The 21,503-nt window shown below is 56.8% G+C and carries 15 protein-coding genes; 11 read left to right on the forward strand and 4 right to left on the reverse strand.

Annotated features, from left to right (window positions below; translation table 11 throughout):
* The first annotated feature begins 44 nt into the window (after positions 1–44).
* The gene (locus AC5S26_RS02585; RefSeq protein WP_494183287.1) at positions 45–1,637 is read left to right on the forward strand and encodes a carboxylesterase/lipase family protein; all 1,593 of its coding nucleotides are present in this window, start codon (positions 45–47) and stop codon (positions 1,635–1,637) included.
* 281 nt (positions 1,638–1,918) lie between these two features.
* On the opposite strand, the gene AC5S26_RS02590 is transcribed toward AC5S26_RS02585, so the two are convergent.
* On the reverse strand, positions 1,919–3,061 hold the full coding sequence (locus AC5S26_RS02590; protein ID WP_494183288.1) for a phosphatidylinositol-specific phospholipase C1-like protein: 1,143 nt from the start codon (positions 3,059–3,061) through the stop codon (positions 1,919–1,921).
* A gap of 153 nt (positions 3,062–3,214) precedes the next feature.
* On the opposite strand from AC5S26_RS02590, the gene AC5S26_RS02595 reads away from it, so the two are divergent.
* On the forward strand, positions 3,215–4,054 hold the full coding sequence (locus AC5S26_RS02595; protein WP_494183289.1) for an ATP-binding protein: 840 nt from the start codon (positions 3,215–3,217) through the stop codon (positions 4,052–4,054).
* A gap of 52 nt (positions 4,055–4,106) precedes the next feature.
* On the opposite strand, the gene AC5S26_RS02600 is transcribed toward AC5S26_RS02595, so the two are convergent.
* Entirely contained in the window at positions 4,107–4,331 is a 225-nt protein-coding gene (locus tag AC5S26_RS02600) for a hypothetical protein (protein ID WP_494183290.1), read from the reverse strand.
* 46 nt (positions 4,332–4,377) lie between these two features.
* Entirely contained in the window at positions 4,378–5,844 is a 1,467-nt protein-coding gene (locus AC5S26_RS02605) for a sulfatase family protein (protein WP_494183291.1), read from the reverse strand.
* Between the two features lie 206 nt (positions 5,845–6,050).
* Between AC5S26_RS02605 and AC5S26_RS02610 the strand changes: the two genes are divergently transcribed.
* From AC5S26_RS02610 to coaBC, 3 genes are read left to right on the forward strand one after another with little or no spacing between them, the layout of a single operon-like run.
* The gene (locus AC5S26_RS02610) at positions 6,051–7,334 is read left to right on the forward strand and encodes an MFS transporter (RefSeq protein ID WP_494183292.1); all 1,284 of its coding nucleotides are present in this window, start codon (positions 6,051–6,053) and stop codon (positions 7,332–7,334) included.
* 19 nt (positions 7,335–7,353) lie between these two features.
* Entirely contained in the window at positions 7,354–7,950 is a 597-nt protein-coding gene (ruvA, locus tag AC5S26_RS02615; RefSeq protein ID WP_494183293.1) for a Holliday junction branch migration protein RuvA, read from the forward strand.
* A gap of 59 nt (positions 7,951–8,009) precedes the next feature.
* Complete coding sequence (gene coaBC, locus AC5S26_RS02620) at positions 8,010–9,260, forward strand: bifunctional phosphopantothenoylcysteine decarboxylase/phosphopantothenate--cysteine ligase CoaBC (RefSeq protein ID WP_494183294.1); 1,251 nt, start codon at positions 8,010–8,012, stop codon at positions 9,258–9,260.
* 22 nt (positions 9,261–9,282) lie between these two features.
* Here the strand turns inward: coaBC and AC5S26_RS02625 are convergent, their stop codons facing one another.
* A complete protein-coding gene (locus AC5S26_RS02625) occupies positions 9,283–9,465 on the reverse strand; it encodes a hypothetical protein (protein WP_494183295.1) in 183 nt (60 codons plus the stop codon).
* A gap of 336 nt (positions 9,466–9,801) precedes the next feature.
* Here AC5S26_RS02625 and AC5S26_RS02630 point away from each other — a divergent pair, with 336 nt between their 5' ends.
* From AC5S26_RS02630 to pglZ, 6 genes are all read left to right on the forward strand, one after another.
* Positions 9,802–10,401 (forward strand): nucleotidyltransferase domain-containing protein, encoded by a 600-nt coding sequence (locus tag AC5S26_RS02630; RefSeq protein WP_494183296.1) that lies wholly within the window; start codon positions 9,802–9,804, stop codon positions 10,399–10,401.
* On the forward strand, positions 10,370–10,822 hold the full coding sequence (locus AC5S26_RS02635; protein WP_494183297.1) for an SAV_6107 family HEPN domain-containing protein: 453 nt from the start codon (positions 10,370–10,372) through the stop codon (positions 10,820–10,822). Before AC5S26_RS02630 ends, AC5S26_RS02635 begins: the two co-directional genes overlap by 32 nt.
* A gap of 992 nt (positions 10,823–11,814) precedes the next feature.
* The gene (locus AC5S26_RS02640; RefSeq protein WP_494183298.1) at positions 11,815–12,372 is read left to right on the forward strand and encodes a BREX protein BrxB domain-containing protein; all 558 of its coding nucleotides are present in this window, start codon (positions 11,815–11,817) and stop codon (positions 12,370–12,372) included.
* Complete coding sequence (gene brxC, locus AC5S26_RS02645; RefSeq protein WP_494183299.1) at positions 12,369–15,803, forward strand: BREX system P-loop protein BrxC; 3,435 nt, start codon at positions 12,369–12,371, stop codon at positions 15,801–15,803. Before AC5S26_RS02640 ends, brxC begins: the two co-directional genes overlap by 4 nt.
* Positions 15,800–19,183 carry an Eco57I restriction-modification methylase domain-containing protein gene (locus AC5S26_RS02650; protein WP_494183300.1) on the forward strand — a complete coding sequence of 1,128 codons (3,384 nt, stop codon included), beginning with the start codon at positions 15,800–15,802 and terminating at the stop codon, positions 19,181–19,183. Before brxC ends, AC5S26_RS02650 begins: the two co-directional genes overlap by 4 nt.
* Complete coding sequence (gene pglZ / locus AC5S26_RS02655; protein WP_494183301.1) at positions 19,180–21,501, forward strand: BREX-1 system phosphatase PglZ type B; 2,322 nt, start codon at positions 19,180–19,182, stop codon at positions 21,499–21,501. The genes AC5S26_RS02650 and pglZ overlap by 4 nt, the downstream gene beginning before the upstream one ends.
* The last annotated feature ends 2 nt before the right edge of the window (positions 21,502–21,503 follow it).

The following is a 21,503-nucleotide window of genomic DNA, read 5'->3' on the forward strand; positions in this document are numbered from 1 at the left end:
CAAGCCGCAACCGACTGTGCTACCGTTCTTTCCGAGACCTAAACATGCCCTTTCACTTCCGCCTAGCTCTCCCCCTCGCGCTCCTTTTCGCCTCATCCGTCGCCTTCGGCGCCATTCCCCAGCAGGTTAAAACCGATAAGGGAGCCGTTGAGGGCGAAACCACGTCTGATGGCAAGGTAATGGCTTTCAAAGGCATCCCCTATGCCGCGCCCCCCATCGGCAATCTCCGCTGGGCCCCGCCTGCACCGCCGGAACCCTGGAATGGCGTTCGCTCCGCACACGACTTCGGCTATCACTGCGTTCAGTCCGCCATCTACAACGACATGGCCTTCCATGATCCGGGCCCGTCGGAAGACTGCCTCACCCTGAATGTCTGGACGCCTGCCGACGCCGCGCCTGGCAAACTGCCGGTTATGGTCTGGATCTACGGTGGCGGCTACAGTGGCGGCGGTACCTCCGAGCGTCGTCAGGACGGCCAGTTCCTTGCGCATCGCAATGTGGTGGTCGTCTCCATGAACTATCGCCTCGGCGTCTTTGGCTTTTTTGTTCATCCCGAACTCACGGCTGAATCGCCACACCACGCCTCCGGCAACTACGGACTCCTGGACCAGGCCGCAGCCATTCGCTGGGTCAAGGACAACATTGCAGCGTTTGGTGGCGATCCTTCCAACATCACGATCTTTGGCGAGTCCGCTGGCTCCTTCTCCGTCAGCTCACAGATGGCATCGCCCCTTTCCCGCGATCTCTTTCAGAAAGCCATCGGTGAAAGCGGAGGTGCGCTCGCCTCTTCCCGTCCACCCGACGCAACCCGCGAGCAGCGGGAGAAGACTGACTCTGACTTTGCCCTCGCCACCTATGGCACCAGCAAACTTGCCGAGCTTCGACGCATCTCTACGGAAGACATCATTCGTCCCGTCCTCGCCGCCCGTCCGGCTCCCAGGTTCGGACCTGATGTCGACGGCTATTTCTTCCCCAAGTCCGTCTCCGAGATCTATGCAGCCGGAGAGCAGGCGCACATTCCTCTTCTTGCCGGATGGAACGCAGACGAAGGCCGCGGAGGCATCGCCGGCAGTCTCAATAAATTCACCGCTGCGGGCTTCGCCGAGCAAGCCGCTAAAGACTTCCCCACCAGCACCGCTGAATTTCTGAAACTCTACCCCAACACCACCGCAACGGAAGCTCTCAACTCAGCCGCTGACTATGCAGGCGACAAATTTATCGCCTACTCCACCTGGCGCTGGCTTGAAGCGCAGGTAGCTACCGGCAAGGCGCCTGTCTACCGATACCTGTTTGCCCTTGGCAATCCCGGAGACCGGTACCATACTCCCGCAGCCGGAGCTTTTCACTCCGATGACATCGAATACGTCTTCGGCACTCTCGACTTTCGCCCCGAAGCCCTTTGGCGTCCTGAGGATCGCAAACTCTCCAATGAGTTCCAGACGTACTGGACTAACTTCGCGCGGACCGGCGATCCCAACGGGCCCGGCGTCCCCAAATGGCCAATCTATGGCCCAGCCGAGTGGCAGACCATGCACCTGGATAAGGTCTCCGCTGCTAAGCCAGATGCAAATCGCGCCCGATACCTCTTCTTGGACAGCACCTGGGGTAAGCCGAGGACTGCGGCTGACACGTATTAAGACCACTGGAGATCTTTACCAAAGAGAAACGAAGAAAATAAGTTGGCGGGACTCGAATGCTTCTCTCTTAAAGAGAAAGGCACGGCTTCAGCCGCGCCACTCGCACCTTTTTCGTGAGTTCTCTTAAATAGTCGGTTTGAACGAAACAAGGAACGCCACGAAGATCAACCCGAAAGTGATCACCAGCAGCGGCCACCACCGATCAATCCATGCAGGTTCATGCGATGAGCTCATCTCTAAATTCCTCCTCTCCCACCTTCTATCCTTAATACTAAATGCGGCTAAGGCCTGTTTGCCTTCACGTTCTGTTCGATTAGCGCGTCTTTGCATCCGCTCGGAGCGTTTATCGGATTGCATCTCGCCGGCAGCCCATTCGGTAGCCCCACTGTGTAACCTGTCCACGGAGCAGGTTCGCTCACCGGAAAATCCGTGCTGATCATCTGTGCCCCACTGCCGAGCAGCTCGTCCCGGCGAGTCGTGTCGTTCGTCCTGCCCTGATCCGTGTTGTAGTCGGAGCGCGAGCGCACCAGATACCCTTTCTTCACCAGCGCATCGATCTCGGCCGCTTTACCGCTATCCTGTTCGACGAACCCAGCCTCGGGCTCACCCGGACGTCCATTCACAAACAGCACCCGGCCCTTCATCATCGCGTGTCCTGCAAGATAAGCCGGCGCAGACGTGCGGTTATAGAGCAGAAAGACCACCTTGCCCCGCGCCTCCAGCAGATTCGGCCACTTACCCGCCAACACCGCTGCCTCGAGACTCGCATAGCTCCCTTGGACCCTATCCGGCGTGATGATCTCGCGCTCTTTGAACACCGACCGAATCTCTGCATCCATCGCATCCCAGGTAGCAGCGGTCCACGGCTCTGCCGTCACCGCATCGGGGAGCTGACTCACCTTGCCCTGCTTGTCTTCGACCAGGATGAATATGGGCACGTGGCGCCTGTGTGCCTTCGACCATGCGCGTATCGCCCGCAGGCAATCGACAAATAAAGGGCAACTGCTGCGCTCGTTCAGATCGCCCAGGTGCAATGTCTTGAATCCGGGCTTTCGCATGTCATGATTCGGATCAAAGTCAGGATCGGCAGGCAAGCCCTCCTGTTTCGTCAGCTCGACGATCTTCGGATGCGCAAACCGCCCACCCTGCGGGTCCTGAACGATGTCCAGTTCCAGCTGCCGCACTCCGGCATCGAGTTGCCGGGTGAGGTTCTGATGGTGATATTCCAGGCCGTGATAAGCCTTTGCGTAATGCTCCTGGAAGTATTTCGCCTCACTCGGCGCGAAGCCCATGTTGTAGCTGTTATGCGTGCCGATCACTTGAATCTGGTTCAGGTGAACTACTCTGTCCTGCGCGTCCTGACTTTGCGCTGCGGCGATTAATGAGAGAAGCGCAAAAAATACTGCAGCCAGGGGACGCAACATGCGATCGAAACCTCAAAGGGAAGTTGATCTTCCAACAATATCGCAATGCATCTTCGGACACAGGATCACGGCGAGATGCGATTTCGATATCATTCTGGGTACAGGGCCTGCCACATTTCAAAAGAGTGATTCCATCTCTCCTCGGAGGAGATCATGAGCCGGGTTCTTGTTGTTGGAACGGATAACGCCGTAACCCACGAGATCGGGGATGCCCTTTCCGCCGCTGCCGTCCCTATCGAATATGCCGCCGGCCCGGTCGGCGCTCTGCAGCTGTTACGCCTGCGCTCATTCGGTGTTGTGATCACAAGTCCCAATACGGCTGTCGAGGAGGATCTCGCTCTGCTCGAGGAGATGCGCCTCATTCGGCCTGCGGTAAAGTGCATCGTCCTCGCCCGGCATAGCACCCCTGATGAAGTCATCGCGGCCCTGCGGGCCCGCGTCTTCGCCTGCTTTACCCCTCCATTCGATCTCTGGGAGATCGCAAACCTTGCTCGCGACGCAGCCTCAGACTCTCAGTGGAGAGACGGCATAGAGGTCATAAGCGCCCGGCCCGGCTGGGTCTCCGTCCGTGCAAACTGCCAGCTCCTCACGGCCGAGCGTCTTATGACCTTTGCCAAAGAGCTCAGCGCACAGGTCCCCCCAAATACTCGACAAGAGATGATGCAGGCATTGCATGAGATTCTGCTGAATGCCATGGAGCATGGCGCCGCCTTCAACCCCGAACAGGTCATCGAGGTCACAGCGGTTCGCACCGGAAGAGCCTTCGTGTTTTACGTCCGCGATCCTGGATCAGGATTTCGTCGCGAATCATTAAGCGAGGTGGCTATGGTGAGTCCTGATCAGGATCCCCTGCTCCACATTGCGAGACGTGAAGAGGAAGGGATGCGTCCTGGTGGGTACGGCCTTCTCCTCGCAGGCGGCACCGTAGACGAGCTGATCTACAGTGAGATCGGCAACGAGGTTCTGCTCATCAAGTACATGGATACGCTCTGACACAAGGCTTTCACCCTCCCACGCATTATGCGCGGAGACTCACAAGCGTCTGTCAGCGATCCTTACGGTAAAGCAGGTCCCGGATCGCCTTCCGCCGCTCCGCGTTTGCCTCACGCTCAGCCTTGCGCTCATCGGCATTCATCGACGGTTTTGCAGTCGAGTCGGAAGCTTCTTCCTCGACGCTGCACTCCGGACAGCGGTTGGCGAAGCCGGGCTTGTCCGGCTTCAGTTCGAACTCCTCTTTGCAGATCACGCAGATTTTGATTGGGAATGCCATTACGTCCCCAATTTTAACGAAAATCGGCTACGCCATGCCACTGAGCTCAATAGCGTGTGTGTCCTGACTCTTTGTATCCATCGAGATACTTCGTCAGTCGCTCCACGATCTCAGGATGCTGGTCGTAGAGGTTGTACAGCTCGTGCGGATCATCGGCCAGGTTATAAAGCTGTCCCTTCACTCCGCCTTCCACCGGTGTGATCTTGCGCGGGGCGGAGAAGCCCCCGCTGCCGATTCCAAGCTCCAGCTTCCAGTCGCCCTCGCGGATCGTGAACATGCCGTCGATGGAGTGGTCGATGATGGTCTTCCGAATGGGAGCATGCTTCTGTCTCAGCAGAGCAGGCATAAGGTTGTAACTGTCCTCTCCGGCATCGGGAGGCAGGGTGACGGCTAACATCGCTGCCAGAGTCGCCATCAAGTCGGTCAGCGACCCGGTCTCGTTGCTGACCGTATTCGCTGGGATATGTCCGGGCCAACGGGCGATGAACGGGATGCGATGTCCCGCCTCCCAGATGTCGGCCTTCTCGCCGCGCCAGGCAGCATTGGCGCGATGGGGATATTGTTCGATGTCTTCAGGCTTCCAGTCAGCACCGTTATCGCTGGTTATGACGACCAGCGTATTTTCATACAAGCCCGCCGATTTCAAAGCATCGAGCACGCGGCCGATCATGGTATCGACCTCGACGACATAGTCACCATAGTCTCCCGCCTTTGACTTGCCGTGATATTCGGGGAGTGGAACCCAAGGCGTGTGCGGAGAAGGAAGGGCGAAGTAGAGAAAGAAAGGCTGGTCAGGCTTGGCGGCGCGTTCGTGAATCACTTCAACCGCCTTCCTGGTCAGGGTAGGAAGCACCTGCGGGATCTCGAAGTGACTCGACCGCAGACCTGCCCGCCAGAAGACTCCGCGCGGCTCCTTGCTGCCCGGATCTTTGATGGTTGGGGCTTCCACAACATGATCGTTCTCAAAGTAGACATAAGGGGCCATATCCAGCGAAGCCGGAATCCCAAAGTAATAATCGAAGCCATGTGAGACAGGGCCGGGAACCAGCGGCTTGGAGAAATCGGTCTTCTCCTCGTTGCCCAACCCGAGGTGCCACTTGCCGACACCCGCCGTATAGTATCCGGCCTGCTTGAGCATGGTAGGAACCGTCATTCGGCCCTCTTCGATCAGGTTTGGAGAGTCGCCGTTAAGAACGCCATTCTTCAGCCGGGAACGCCAGCAATAGCGCCCCGTCAGAATGCTGTAACGGCTAGGCGTGCATACCGCCGAGGAGGAATGCATGTCGGTAAATCGCATTCCCTCGTGCGCAAACTGATTCGACACCGGAGTGGGGATCGCGGAATGGCTGTTGTAAACATCGATATCACCCCACCCCATATCGTCTGCCAGGATGTAAACGATATTCGGCTTCTTTCCGTTGCGAACTGCGCCGGATACAGATCCTGTAAACGCCATCAGCGAGGCGGCACCGAGCCCGGCGCAGAAGCTGCGGCGATTAACTTCAGTCTTCATTCTGTCTCCGGCGAGTGGTTGATTCGGCTTTGCGGCCTTGGTTGAGGCATACTTATTAGCCTGACTAGTCGATTGCGAAGTTTTACACATGCAATATTATTTTTGCAAATGGATATGCCACATGGAATCAACCTCTTGAATCAAGTTGATTTCGCGTCTTCTAAACCCTTCTTTGCATCTGAAAGTTACACTGAAAGACGACTTCTATGAGCGAGACCTCCATCTCAGCTACTTTTCCCGCAGCCGATGTGACCGAGCCTGTGCCCCAAAGCGAGGCTCCACCGCTGAACGGACCTTCGCGGACGCTCTTTCGAGTGCTTGCCGCCATTAGTTTCTGCCACCTGCTCAATGACATGGTGCAGTCGCTGTTGCCCGCGATCTATCCCATCCTCAAGAGCTCGTTCCATCTGGATTTCACTCATCTGGGCCTGCTCACCCTCACCTATCAGGTGGTCGCCTCGCTGCTCCAGCCCATGATCGGTCAGTTCACCGATGCTCGCCCCAAGCCTTACGCCCTTTCCATCGGCATGACCTTTACCCTCATCGGCCTCATCCTTCTGGCCGTGGCTCCCACCTTCACCTGGCTGTTGATTGCTTCGTCGCTGGTCGGCGTCGGTTCGGCGATCTTCCATCCCGAATCCTCGCGCATCGCCCGCATGGCGTCGGGAGGGAAGCACGGCTTCGCCCAGTCCTTCTTCCAGGTCGGCGGGAACACCGGTTCCGCCATCGGGCCTTTGCTCGCCGCCTTCATTGTTCTTCCGCAAGGGCAAAAGGGAATGGTATGGTTCGCACTTCCGGCCATCGTCGGAATCGCGGTGCTTCTGCGTGTTGGCCGCTGGTACAAGGCGAGGCAGGCTGAATCCGCCGGTAAAAAGACGGAAGAACACTATTCCACGCTTCATCTCTCACGCGGCCGAATCACCCTTTCCATCGCCGTCCTGATCGCGCTCATCTTTTCGAAGTACTTCTATCTCGCCAGCCTCACAAGCTACTACACCTTCTACCTCATCCAGCGCTTCCACGTCTCTGTACAGACCTCGCAGATCCTCCTCTTCCTCTTCCTCGCCGCAGTGGCTGCAGGAACCCTAATCGGAGGCTCCGCAGGCGACCGTTACGGACGCAAGCTCGTCATCTGGATCTCCATCCTCGGCGTGCTTCCGTTCACGCTCATCCTTCCTTATGCCAATCTCTTCTGGACCGGCGTTCTGAGCTTCGTCATCGGCTTCGTCATCGCCTCGGCCTTCTCGGCCATTCTGGTCTACGCGCAGGAGCTCCTGCCCGGCCGCGTCGGTATGATCTCCGGCCTCTTCTTTGGAGTAGCCTTCGGTATGGGCGGAATCGGGGCGGCGGTCCTGGGCAAACTCGCAGATGCGAAAGGAATCTTCTTCGTCTATCACCTCTGCGCGTATCTTCCCGCTCTCGGCCTGCTCACGGGTCTGCTGCCGGAGATCGAAGAACGAAAGTTGAAGCGGCAGAGGGTAGCTGCTTAACAGTTACAATCTCTCAAGCATGATCGCTCATCTGCGTGGACGCCTGCTCTCGAAGACTCCCAACCAAGCTGTTGTCGATTGCAACGGCGTGGGCTACGACGTCAGCATCTCAGTCGCGACCTTCTCCGATCTTCCGGCGGAAGGCGCTGAAGCCAAACTTTTCATCCACACTCATGTCCGTGAGGACCAGATTGCTCTCTTCGGCTTCGCCGAGATCCAGGAGAAGCGCCTCTTCGAGAGGCTGTTGACCATAAGTGGCATCGGTCCAAAGCTCGCAATTACTGTTCTCAGTGGGATCTCCTCCGAAAGACTCGTTGCCGCAATCCGCGGGGGCGATCATGCCACATTGACCAAGATTCCCGGCATCGGGAAAAAGACCGCCGAGCGCGTCGTGCTGGAGCTGAAAGACAAGCTCGATGACATGGCTGTTCCTATGACTGCTTCGACCGGACCGCACCATGGGCCGGTCGGAGACGACGCTCTCTCCGCCCTGGTCAATCTGGGCTATCCCCGGCCTGTCGCGCAGAAGGCGATCGAGACCTCCATCGAGAAGAACCCGGCAGCAGCCGAAGACTTCGAAACCCTCTTCCGCGCCGCGATGGCTGCTATTCGCTAGGCTGCCGGAGGTACCACCTGGCCCTGACAGAGGCGTATATATAGAGGGGAGGCGTCCGAATGGCTGTCGAACGAATAAAGGTGACAGTGGGAGTTGCGGGCGGAATCGCTGCCTACAAGGCCGTCGAAGTCGTTCGCCAACTGCAGGATGCAGGTTTCGATCCCCACGTCGTGATGACACAGGCTGCGGAGCGATTCGTGCAACCCCTGACCTTCGCCGCCATCACCGGCCATAAGGTGATCTCCAGTCTCTGGAGCGAAGATGCCGGTGCTTCAGGAGGAGAGGTCTCCGGAATCGAGCATATCGATGAGGCTCAGACGACAGCAGCCCTCATTGTCGTTCCGGCAACCGCCGATGTCCTTGCAAAATTTGCACATGGCATCGCGGATGATTTTCTTACGACGATGTACCTAGCCACCACGGCCCCTGTGATCGTCGCCCCGGCAATGAACGTGAACATGTGGCAGCACCCTGCTACTCAGGCAAATCTGCTTGCGCTGCAGAAGCGCGGCGTGCGCATCGTTGAACCCGCCAGCGGTTATCTTGCCTGCGGGATGGTAGGAGGAGGAAGACTCGCGGAAGAGAACACCATCGTGGCTGCGGTTGCAGACGCTCTCTCGAATACAACAGCATCGGAGAAGACCGATGAGCTCGCCGGTGAAACTGTTCTTGTGACAGCGGGCGGAACCCGCGAGCCGATCGATCCCGTCCGCTACATTGGAAATCGTTCCAGCGGCAAGATGGGTTACGCTCTCGCGGCAAAGGCTCGATGTCGCGGCGCGCGCGTTGTGCTGATTAGTGCACCTGCATCGTTGCCTCTGCCGGAAGGATGCGAGCTCATTCCGGTTACCACCTCCGAAGAGATGCTTTCCGCTGTAATGGATCACCTCGCCGAGGCCAGCATTGTCATCATGGCGGCTGCGGTCAGCGACTATCGTATGGCGGAAACTGCGACTGAGAAGCTTAAGCGGAATGGCCCACGCACCCTGCAGCTGGAACCAACAACAGACATTCTCCAGGAGATCGTCAAGAGGCGAAATCCACAGACCCTCGTGATCGGCTTTGCGGCAGAAACCGAGGACGTGCTTGCCAACGGGCGTGCCAAACTTGCACGAAAGGGCGTAGACGCACTGGTTCTGAACGACGTCTCAGGGACACAGACGGGCTTTGACTCGGATCGCAATGCAGGATGGTTCCTCACTCCAGAGAGCACGACCGAACTCGTCCTCAGTTCGAAGACAAAGATGGCAGCACGAATCCTAGACGAAGCTGAGCGCCTACGATCTGCGCACGGACGTCCAGTTTCCTGATTTTTACGAGATCGAACTAACGTCAACCGGCTGAGAGATCTTCTCCGGGCAACAGATCAGCTACCGGAACGCTTTCGAGCGAATGCGAATTACCGTACGCTGAGACAAGCTCAACCGTCTGCGCCTTCTCATTGACCGCTTTTACAATAAGTTGGCCTTCGATGTTTTCAAGGCGGACGACCTGACCAGTCTCAGGAATCGGCATGCTGTTCTCCTCGGGTGCACAACTCTTCTCGTGAACGGATGCGTTTCTGTCCCATGAGGATGCTTCGTATCTGTAAGTCGCCTGGTCTGACTGAAATGGAATCACTTGCCGATGCAGAAGGTAGAGAAGTGAGATTATCAAGGACACTTTGGGGGAATTAGAGGAAGTACGGATTACGTGGACAAGTTGGTGGTCAATATTTTTTTACATGACAGATGTTTCAAACTATCGGACGAGTTTGGTGACTTTGAGAGACCGACGACTCAGACCCTTTAGTAGAGTGCAGCTCTCCCGCTCCTTGACATAATACGCTAATCGCGTAATTATTTACGCAGTATGCGTACCTCTCCCATTCTCGACGCTCTCTTCCCGGAGATCCGGGCGAAGATCCTCGCGGCCTTGCTGCTCCAGCCTGAGAAGCGCTGGTTCCTCACGGAGTTGGCTCAGCATTTGGGGACGCAGCCCTCAAGTCTTCAGAGGGAGGTTGAGGCCTTGAGCAGAGCAGGACTCTTAGAACAGACCAAAGACGGGCGTCGGGTGTACTTCCAGGCGGATACAAATTCACCCGTCTTCTCTGACCTCAAAGGTCTCCTTGAAAAGACCGCAGGGCTAGTCCCCATTCTTCGTGAAGAGGTGGAAGCCTTCGGCGAGCGTATCCAACTGGCCTTCCTTTATGGCTCGACGGCGCGGTCCGAAGAATCGTCAGAGAGCGACGTGGACCTCATGATTGTAGGGGATGTGGGCTTGTCGGATTTGGTCCCGTCGCTGAGACGAGCGGAACGACGATTAGGAAGGCCAGTCAACCCTACCGTGTATTCGTCCAAGGAGTTCAAGACGAAAGCACGGAACCACGATCACTTCTTAACAGCAGTGCTGCGCGGCGCAAAAGAGTTTGTGAAAGGCAATGATGACGAGTTGGCAGCAGTGGCTGGCTAAGGGTGACGTCAAGACGCACCAGACCAGCAAACAGGAAATCGACAATCTTCGTGCTTTGATCGCACGTGATCTTGCTGACGCCTCTGTGGTCGCGCTGTCGGCAGATCGGCGATTTGCGACGGCCTATAACGCAGCCCTGCAGGCAGCAACAATAGTGATCGCCTGTTCCGGTTACAGAGTCAGTGCGAGATCTGGGCATCACAAAGTGACGTTTGAAGCTGTCGCAGTTGCCGTCGGCAGCGAAGCCACTTCGCTCGCTGATTACTTCGAGACATGTCGCCGAAAGCGCAATGTTATCGACTATATGACTTCATCGGTAGCAACCGATACCGAAGCGGAGGAGATTGTGGAAAGGGCAAACGAGTTTCGCTCAGTCGTCGAAAAATGGGTTCAAATTAACCATTCTTCAGTCGCGATCTGATCGGGTGATTAGTAAGCCTTATCAGTGTTCACGGCTGTCAGTCTTCCACTCAAAGCACCTTCTGCTTAGGTCGAGGCCAGGGCGGGTAGGATAGTGGTTTACCAAAGCGGAAGGGAGGGGGACGTGACGGAAGTAGATGGCATAGAGAACCGCGGCACAGTGCCCGAAGCCGCTTCAGCGAACAATGGTAGGACGCGATCACGAGAGAGCGAACGCTTTGGCTTCCCGATCGACTCATCGGCTTTGGTCAAATTTGGGTTCAAGTTCACGGCAGGCGGAGCACACATAAGTAGAACTCTGATGCTCAAGGAGCTTGTAGCAGTTCTAGATGCTATTCCTTTTGGCACAGTAAGTTCGATCTATCGTGCCGCGGTTCTCCAACGCAATATTCTCGGGAAGGCCACCGATAGCACTCGCCACAAGTCGCTAAGACATTTGCGCGAACTCTACGGACTTGAAGAATCAACTCCTCTGTTTCGGCTATTGCGTAAGCTTCACGGAATTGATGCGACGAGTCTGCCCCTGCTTGCAGTTCAGGTTGCTTGGGCTAGAGACCCGCTTCTAAGAGCTACAACATCACCTGTGCTTGGAACTCCGGACGGAGAACGAGTCGAGACAAGATTCTTGGCAGATGCGGTCGAAATGAGCTACCCGAATCAATACTCGCTTCTCAATCGGAACAAGATTGCCCGTAACGCCTCATCGTCATGGACCCAATCCGGTCACTTGAGAGGGCGGACAGTCAAGATTCGACAGCTGATTCAACCCACGGCAGTATCCGCCGCAATGGCCCTATTCCTCGGCGATATAGCTGGCTACCACGGTGCTGAGGTTTTCTCGAATCCATGGTGCCGCCTCCTTGATCTTAGCTCCGAACGGGCCAAGAGATTCGGCTTGGAAGCTCATCGAGCGGGTCTTCTTAACCTAAGAGCAGTTGGTGAGGTCGTGGAATTGAGCTTTCCGTTACTAGCTGACTGTGTGGGGAAACTTTCATGAGTGCTGTAGATTATCTATTCGCAAACTACGCGCGTCACGTTCGGCTGCCTTGGTCGGCGAACATGGCAGGAGCGCAACGTGTTTGGTTTGCCGTGTACCCGCCTGCCGAAGAGCGCCGTCTGCGAGCACGCTTGCCACAATTCGAAACGACTACGCTTGAAGCAGACCACACATGGAATCCAGTTGACTTCACACAGCTGATGCCAAAGTTTCTCGCTTCGCACCGATACCGAGATGAGATCTTTAAGCAACCCCAGCATCTGCGGATTGGGAATGTCATTGAAAAGCGCGCCTGCGCTCTGATAAAGGACGCATGTTCGATTGCTGAAGCCCCGGCTAGCAGCGTTATCGCCCTCACAGGTCTAGCCTCTTTGTTTGACTTGATGCGCGTATCTAGCTTGATCGAAGCCGTAGAAGACATTGTTCCGGGGCGGCTCCTCGTCTTCTTCCCGGGAGAGTACGCTGGCAACGTTTACCGATTCATGGATGCACGTGACGGCTTCAACTACATGGCTGTACCCATTACCTCGACGGAGAGTTTCATCAATCCATGATCAATCGTGAACTTTACTTCCGTGACCCGACAACAATTGAGCTTCTTAACAACGGCGTCTCGAAAGTTTCCGAGTTCGGCGATGACCAGCGACAGCTCAGGACCTTGCGTTTTGAATTGGAGTCGTTCGTCTGTGACGGGGAATACGCCAAGGGGATGGAGAGAATTCTCAGAGCCTATCTCGACGGACTTGGGCGCTCAGAGCAAAAAGCTGTGTGGGTCAGCGGCTTCTTCGGCAGTGGCAAATCACACCTAGTTAAGATGCTCCGTTACCTGTGGACAGACTATTCGTTTCCGGACGGCGCTACTGCCCGTTCGCTAGTTAGGGTTCCCCCCGAGATCAGTGATCTACTCAAGGAGCTCTCTACTCGTAGCAAACCTTTTGGAGGTTTGCGAGCGGCTGCCGGCACTCTTGGAGCTGGCTCCATGAACAATGTGCGACTCGCATTCGTTCAGCTAATACTTAGATCGGTTGGACTTCCCGAAGATCTTGCCCAGGCGAAGTTTGTACTCTGGTTGCGATCGTCGGGCCTAGAGTTGCGGGTGGCGCAGGCGCTCAAAGAGCACGGACTTGATTTGATGGAAGAGGTTGTAAACCTTAATTACTCCTTGCCTCTCGCGCAAGCAATCCTGTCTGCTGAACCGAAATATGAAACGGTCGCCAATGTTCAGCAATGGTTACCAAACGGATTTCCAGAGATTTCATCACCTACGATTGCCCAAGCACTTGACTTCATCAAGCAGGTATTCAGCGATAAGAACGGTCTTCCTTGTACGCTCTTGGTCGTCGATGAAATTCAGCAATTTATTGGTGAAAATATTCAACGAGCGATGGATGTGCAGGAGATCGCTGAGCATTGCTGCACTGAATTGAATCAGCGGCTTCTTCTGATTGGCACGGGACAGTCTGCTCTGAATACGACGCCCAGCCTACAGCGACTTCAAGCTCGATTCGCTGTGCGTGTTCAATTGTCAGATACTGACGTTGAGAGCGTCATACGCAAAACAGTATTGCGCAAGAAGCCGGAGCTCGATCCATTAATCAGGGAGACCTTTGAGGCTAGTGCGGGCGAACTCGCTCGGCATCTTCAGAACACTCGGTTTGCTGCGAATCGAGATGACGACCAATTTCTAGTCGCTGATTATCCACTGTTGCCGACACGGCGCCGGTTCTGGGAAAAGGTGCTTCGCAACACGGATCATTCGGGCACGAAGGCCCAGCTTCGTTCCCAACTGCAAATCGTTTTCGAGGCAACCAAGCAGACGGCAGCGGCTAAGGTTGGAACCGTGGTCCCAGCAGACTTTATCTATGATCAAATCTCCACTGACTTGCTCAATTCGGGTGAATTGGAGCGTGAATACGATGAGATCATTCGCAAGCAGCGGAATGGAACCGCTGAAGGAGAGCTTCGCTCCAGCCTCTGCGCATTGATTTTCCTGATCGGCAAGCTTCCGCGTACCCCAGGTGCCGATGATGGAGTTCGGGCCAGTGCGGAGACGCTGGTTGATCTGCTTGTGAGTGATCTGAAGACTGATCGCCCAAAGCTGGAGCAGCAAATTCCTGTCTTGCTCGAGCAGCTGGTGGATTCTGGCAATCTGATGGACGTCGAATCCGAATACCGCCTACAAACCCGTGAAGGCGTGCTCTGGACTCAGGATTTCAACCGTCGCCGTACAGCTGTCCTGGGCGATGAGCAACGCATCAACTCCAGGCGGGTTGAGTTACTCCGGGAGGGCGTCAAACAGGCTCTCAAGCCTGTGTCGCTCCAGCAAGGGACATCCCGCCAGCCTCGCAAACTCACAAGCGAGCTTTCATCCAGTCGCCCGGCTTCAAATAACGACGACGTTACGCTATGGCTGCGTGACGGATGGAGCGACGAGCCCGCGTCGGTATTGAACGATGCCCGTGCTGCTGGCGTAGACAGTGCGCTGCTCTTTGGCTTTCTGCCGCGTCTGCATCATGAGGAACTTCGCCAGGCTATTGCCGCTCAGCTTGCCGCCCAGGAGACTCTGGACGCCCATGGACCGGCCAGCACTCCCGAAGCGACGGAGGCCCGCAAGGCAGTCGAGACACACTTAGCTGTTGCGACCCATCGAATTAAGGACATGCTGGGTCGCATCGCGGGAAGCGCGAAGGTGTATCTCGGAGGTGGTCAAGAGGCCGACGGCATCGAGTTAGCTGACAGAGCTCAGTTGGCTGCGAACAACGCGTTAGACAGGCTCTTTCCGCAGTTCTCCGAAGCCGACCACGCGAACTGGGGTCAAGTGGTTAGTCGCGCCCGTGCGGGTGATCCAGGCGCACTCTCTCAGGTCGGATACGTTGGAGAGACTACCAAGAATCCCGTCTGTCGGCGGGTACAAGACTTCATTGGTTCTGGCAAGAAAGGGAAAGACATCCGAGAGTACTTTGGCTCCGCACCCTTTGGTTGGCCCGACCAGGCGATCAATGGTGCACTCTTTGCCTTGATGGTAGCGGGCAATCTACGAGCTACCTACAATGGCCTGCCTGCGAATGTGTCGCTTCCGCAGAACCAGATCGGCGTCGCCCACTTCTATGTGGACGTCCCGCCGCTGGATGTTCAACAGCGGCTTAATTTGAAGGCGCTTTTCCAGAAGGCCGGCATCACCACACAAAACGGCAAAGAGTCAGAGGCTGCCGGTCAATTCCTGCAGAAGCTGACTGAGCTGGCAGCGGCGGCCGGTGGCACCGCACCGCGTCCAGAATCACCCGATACGAAAGACGTGAAGTCTCTCCAGACCCTGAGTGGCAATGCGCAACTCCTAAAGATTCATGAACAGAAGGATGCTCTTGCTGCCGCCCTCGTCACTTGGAAGAAACATTCGGAAGCCATTACGAAGCGTTGGCCCGTGTGGGAGCGGCTGGTCCAGCTCCGTGAGTTTGCTAAGGGCCTCCCAGGAGCCGACGCCTGCACTGCATCAATGAACGGGATTATCTCTGACCGGTCACTGCTGGCCGATCCTGATCCGGGTCCTGAACTTTCCAAGCAGCTTGTCAGTGCACTACGGACAGCGGTCGGAAAGCTGCAAGACGATCTTGTGACGGCATTCAGCACCGGTGAAGCCATGCTCGCAGCGTCATCGGCATGGACCGGGATTTCTGAGGAGCAGCGTAACCAGCTCCATTCAACCTTCCAGCTTAAGGCTCCTCCCAAGGAGGCTGTTGGGAGCGACGATGAGGTTCTGTCTGCGCTTTTTTCGCGGACACTTTCTGATCGGCGCAATATGCTGGATGCCGTTCCGCAGAGATTTTCCCGAGCGCTGGAAGAGGCGAGTCGACTACTTGAGCCGAAAGCGCAAAAGGTCGTTCTCGCCGGCGCGACGATTCGCAACGAGGGAGATCTCGACCGGTGGCTCAACGATGCACGGCAGAAGATTGAAGAGAAGCTGAAAGAGGGCACGGTCATCCTATGAGCAGTCTGCCTACCCCGCTACGTCGTCAACTGGAATCTGCCGTAAAGCAAGCTCGTAAAGTTGCGGCGGCGGGTGCTCGCAAAGCCCTTGAAGCCCTTGCGGTACACGAGTCCGAACCATACGCCTACATGAATGCCTCGCAGATTGAGCTGCGGCGTAGACTCCGTGCGCAGGCGGCTCAGCTTGGCGACAAAGAGGTACTGGGTGAGCCCGGTTCCTGTGAGATCAAGCATCTGGTTGAGAAGCTGGCCTATGACCAGTGGCATCGGCTGCTCTTCGCTCGCTATCTGGTGGAGAACAATCTCCTCATCTCCCCCCAACACGGCGTTTCCGTCTCGCTGGACGACTGTGAGGAGCTTGCGCCTGCGCTGGGGCTGAAGGATTCGTGGGCTGTGGCGGCTCGCTTTGCCGCGAATGAACTGCCGGAGATCTTTCGAGCCGATGACCCCGCCGGTGCCGTTGAGTTGCCCGCTGAGAATCGCAAACCGCTCATTCAACTCGTCACCGGGTTGCCGGCGGAGGTCTTCACCGTTGGTGACTCCATCGGCTGGTGCTATCAGTTCTGGCAGGCTGAGCGTAAGGACGAGGTCAACGCTGCGGGCAACAAGATTGGCGCGGATGAGCTGCCGGCGGTCACGCAGTTGTTCACCGAAGATTACATGGTGGACTTTCTTCTCGATAACACTCTGGGCGCATGGCACGCCGGTAAATCGCTGGCTGCGAATCCAGCACTTGCGGAGACGGCACAGAGTGAAAGTGAGCTTCGCGCCGCCGTGGCGTTACCCGGATGCCCGTGGAGCTATCTGCGATTCATCAAGGGTGACGACGGCAAGTGGGCGCCCGCAGCCGGAACATTCGCGGGTTGGCCGAAGACCGCGAAGGAAGTGACGTGCCTCGATCCTTGCATGGGTAGCGGGCACTTTGTCGTCGCGATCTTCGAGCGCATAGTCGCCCTGCGGATGGCGGAAGAGACGCTGGATGCACCGGAAGCTGTGACAGCAGTCATTCGCGAAAACGTGTTCGGGCTTGAGATCGACCCGCGCTGCACCCAGATTGCGGCCTTCAATTTGGCACTGACGGCATGGCGATCGGTCGGGCACTGCTCGTTGCCCGCGATGAATCTTGCGTGCTCGGGACTGGCGCCAAACGCCCGCGAAGCCGACTGGGTGGCGCTAGCCGGGGACAGCGAGAAGCTCAAGAACGGGATGGCACGGCTCTACCGATTGTTCAAAGACGCCCCCGTGCTGGGCAGCCTCATCAACCCGCGCGCAGCCGAGGGTGATCTACTCATCGCCGCATTCCATGAACTTCAGCCCCTACTGGACAAGGCGCTGGAGCAGGAAACGAAGGACGACACCGCGCATGAAATGGTCGTGACCGCGCGCGGCCTGGCCAAGGCGGCGGAGATTCTCGCCCTCGAGTTCACGCTCGTCGCGACAAACGTGCCTTACCTGGGTCTACGGAAGCAAGATGACGTGCTCAAGGATTACTGTGAACGCTTTCACTCTGAGGCAAAAGCGGATCTAGCCAATTGTCTTTTGGAACGGTGCTTGGACTTTTGCGAAAAAGATTCAGGATCCACGTCATTGGTTACTCCTCAAAACTGGCTTTTTCTGGGTAGCTACAAGAAACACCGACAACGCTTGCTCACGAATGTTACATGGGAGTTAGTCGCACGTCTCGGATCGGGAGCGTTCGAAACCATCACAGGCGAAGTTGTGAACACATCCCTACTGATCTTGAGCGGTGATATCCCAATGAAGGAGAGTTCATTCATCGCAATCGACGCTTCGGCAGACACGATCCCCCTCCAGAAAGCCGAAACCTTGCGGGCCAACGACATAAGAGCCATCCGACAAGCGGAGCAGTTGAAGAATCCGGACGCGCGAGTGGCGTTTGGAAAACGCGAGGGCACAAGTCTTTTGAGTGAGTTCGCTTTGGATTCTTCCGGCTGCTTGACAGGCGATGGTGAACGGTTTTATCGAACTTTTTGGCAGCAAGAACTTTCGGAGGACTGGGAATTTCTCCAATCCACGGTGAATGAAACCATATTGTATGGTGGAATAAGCTCAGTGATTTTTTGGCAAAAAGCTTCTGGTGAGTTGTTTCACTTTGCGGAAGAGATGAAGGGAACCAACCATGCGGTCCAGAATTGGCGTAGAGGACAAGATGTCTGGGGCATGAAGGGTGTGGCTGTCAGCAGTATGGGATTGCTCGCCTCAGCAATCTATGATGGCTGTCATTTCGACAACAACACAGCCGTCCTTATTCCTCGCGACCCCGCACACCTCCCTGCACTTTGGTGCTTCTGCTCCTCCACTGATTTTCATGAAGCTGTTCGCGAGGTTGATCAGGCATTAAAAGTCACCAACGCCACCTTGGGCAAAATCCCCTTCGACATGGCGCACTGGGAGAAGGTGGCGGCGGAGAAATATCCTCACGGATTGCCGAAGCCGTTTTCCAGCGATCCGACGCAGTGGTTGTTCAACGGGCATCCCAAAGGTTCCGACCAGACGTTACATGTGGCCGTGGCACGGTTGCTCGGTTACCAGTGGCCGCGTCAGACAGGTTCGAGTTTTCCCGATTGCCCAGCGCTCGAACATGACGGTCTGGAGATGCTGTCCGACTTGGACGGGGTCGTCTGTCTCTCGGCCACGAAGGGTGAACCGGCCGCCGCCGAGCGCCTTCGCGGGCTGCTGGCGCAAGTCTATGGCGAGGGCTGGAGCGCATCTCTCCAACAGGATCTGCTCGCACAGGTGGGGTATGCCGGCAAGACGCTTGACGACTGGCTGCGCGACAATTTTTTCGAGCAGCACTGCGCGCTCTTCCAGCATCGCCCCTTCATCTGGCACATCTGGGACGGCAACAGGAATGGCTTCAGCGCGCTGGTTAACTATCACCGACTCAACTACGCCACCCTCGAATCCCTCACCTACGCCTATCTCGGCGACTGGATTCGCCGCCAGCAAGCAGCCGTAGATGTTGGCGAGCCTGGTAGCGACGCTCGGCTGGAAGCAGCGAAGCAACTCCAGACCAAGCTCAAGCTGATTCTCGAAGGCGAGCCACCCTACGACCTCTTCGTCCGCTGGAAGCCGCTCTCAAAACAAGCTATCGGCTGGCACCCCGACCTGAATGACGGCGTCCGGATAAATATCCGGCCCTTCGCCACCGCAGACATCTTTCGCAAGCGCGTGAAGATCAAGTGGGACAAAGATCGCGGCAAGGAACCCGTCCGCGAGCAGAAGGAATATCCCTGGTTCTGGGGCTGGGACGGCAAGGAGCAGGATTTCGCCGGTGTAGGGACAGAATCGGATGGCAATCGTTGGAACGACTGCCACTACACCAACGAAGCGAAGCGCAAGGCGCGTGAGACGAAATGACAACACTCGCAGAATACATCGTCGCTTTGCTTCGCAATACGGCCCATGCGTTCGCTGCCGGCGATGAGGTCGCACCTTGCGCGGTGCTCTGGCCGGACCCTGACAGATTATGGGAGTCGGTGATACCTGAATTACAGGTGATGGCACCAGAGATATATATTCTCGGCGAGTACGCCCCTGAAAAGCTCACCGGCCCAGCTTTGTGGCTGCGGTGTATTGAAGCGGGGGTGGTTGATGGTGCGCCGCAAAAGGGGACGACGCCGATCTTCTACCTGCCGGGGGTGAGCCAAGAAAGGCTGCGAGCTGCGGAAGACTGCCCCCAAAGTCTGAACCCTTTGGTTGAGACGCAATATCGCGGAGTCACCTATGCGCAGTCAGCCACCCGTGAGTGGACACCGTACTCGCTTCTGGTCTCCGGACAGCACGGCTTAGCCCTCGAATTGGCTACAGGACAGGCAACACGCGATGCGCTAATCGGTGCGCTCCCGTCGTTGATGAGCGAACAGGTTAGCCATCTTCGCAATCGTCGACTTGATTCAGAGTTCTTCAACGGGCTCGTGGCACCAGACGCGACTGGTTCGTTGCTGCAATGGCTTGGGAACTCCGACGCGTTTCGGCAGCGACACTCTGAGGCTGAATGGAAGGCCTTCCGGGAAAACTGTAAGGCTGAGTATCGTTTCGATCCTCAAACCGAAGGTCCGCTAGAGGCCGCCAAGCAACTTGCTGGGCGCGACACGACATGGAATGTGGCATGGAAGCGCTTCGCGGAGGCACCGGCAAATCACCCGGGAGTTGTTGAATGGCTGAAGCGTGCCACCCCTAAGAAGCCAACGATGTTCGATTCCCCAGAGGTGTGGCCGACTCTGAACGAACGCGAAGAACAGTCGTTGCGACAGACCCTGGAAGCGCTGAAGGATCGATCCCAGGACGAGGCCATCCGTACGGTCATGGAACTGGAAGCACATCATTCAGAGCGGCTCGCCTACGCATGGCAGAAGCTTGGGCTGAGCCCCTTGGCGACCGCCCTCAAACCTCTGGCGAAAGTGGCCGAGTTGTGTGCAACCACACCTGGCGCTCCCACGCCGGACGCTTTCGCGGCTTACTATGCCAAAGATGGCTGGCGTGTGGATGCCGCTGCGCTCGCTACGATGGCACTATCTGAGACTCCGGAACAGCATGCAGCGCTCTTAGGAACGTTGCGCGCTGTCTACCTGCCATGGCTGGAAGCGACTTCTCGCCACCTGCAGATACTTTTCAGTTCAAATGGAAGTTCGGTGTCCAAGCGCGCGAAGCCAATATCACCGACACCTGGCAAGCTCGTCCTGTTTGCAGATGGCTTGCGGATGGACGTCGCTCAGCAGGTTGCGGCCATGCTGACTTCTGGCGGAGTTGAATGCGCGATCGACTGGGAGTGGTCGACCATTCCATCTGTCACTGCGACGGCGAAACCGGCAGCATCCCCTATAACGGGTGACGTGCAGGGTGGGGAAGGGGGGGATCAGTTCACTGCGCGCTTGACCTCGACTGGACAGATGCTCACACAGGACCGATTCATAACTGCGCTCGCGGGACGAGGTTGGCAATGCCTGAAGCCAGGCGAGAGCGGCGATCCAACCGGCTCGGCCTGGACCGAGGCCGGTACGATCGATAAACGCGGGCACACTGAAGGATGGAAGCTTTCGCGGAGCATCGAAACCGAAGTCCGCGATCTCGCGAGTCGGATTCGGTCACTCATCAAGATTGGTTGGAAGGAAATTATCGTTGTAACCGACCACGGCTGGCTCTTGCTCCCATTTGGGCTGCCCAAGGTGGAGTTGAAGTCCTTCCTGGCGGAGAATCGTTGGGGTCGATGCGCATCGATGAAGTCCGACGCCCAGACGGAGCTGCCTACGTACCAGTGGCATTGGAATCCAAACGTCGCAATCGCAACGCCACCAGGTGCCGGATGCTTCCGCGCTTCCACGGAGTACTCGCACGGCGGCGTCTCGCTTCAGGAAATGGTGACGCCAGTGATTCGGGTTGTTGCATCGTCCGACAACGCGGAAGCAGCGAAGATAGTTGAAGCCAAATGGACGGGGGCGAGATGCAGGGTGCAGATTACTGGCGACTGCGAGAAATGCCGAGTAGACGTGCGCACCAGACAATCTGATGCTGGAAGTTCTTTACTTGCGGATCGGCAAGCTCCCGAGACCACCTTGGATGGCAAGGCGACAGCGTTCTTGGAGGATGATTCTGACATCGGCAGAGATGCCGTCATCGTATTGCTAGATGCGACCGGGCAGGTGGTCGACGTGTTGGCCACCACGATTGGAGAATAGCG

The organism is Edaphobacter sp. FHG110511_03, from assembly GCF_059115365.1.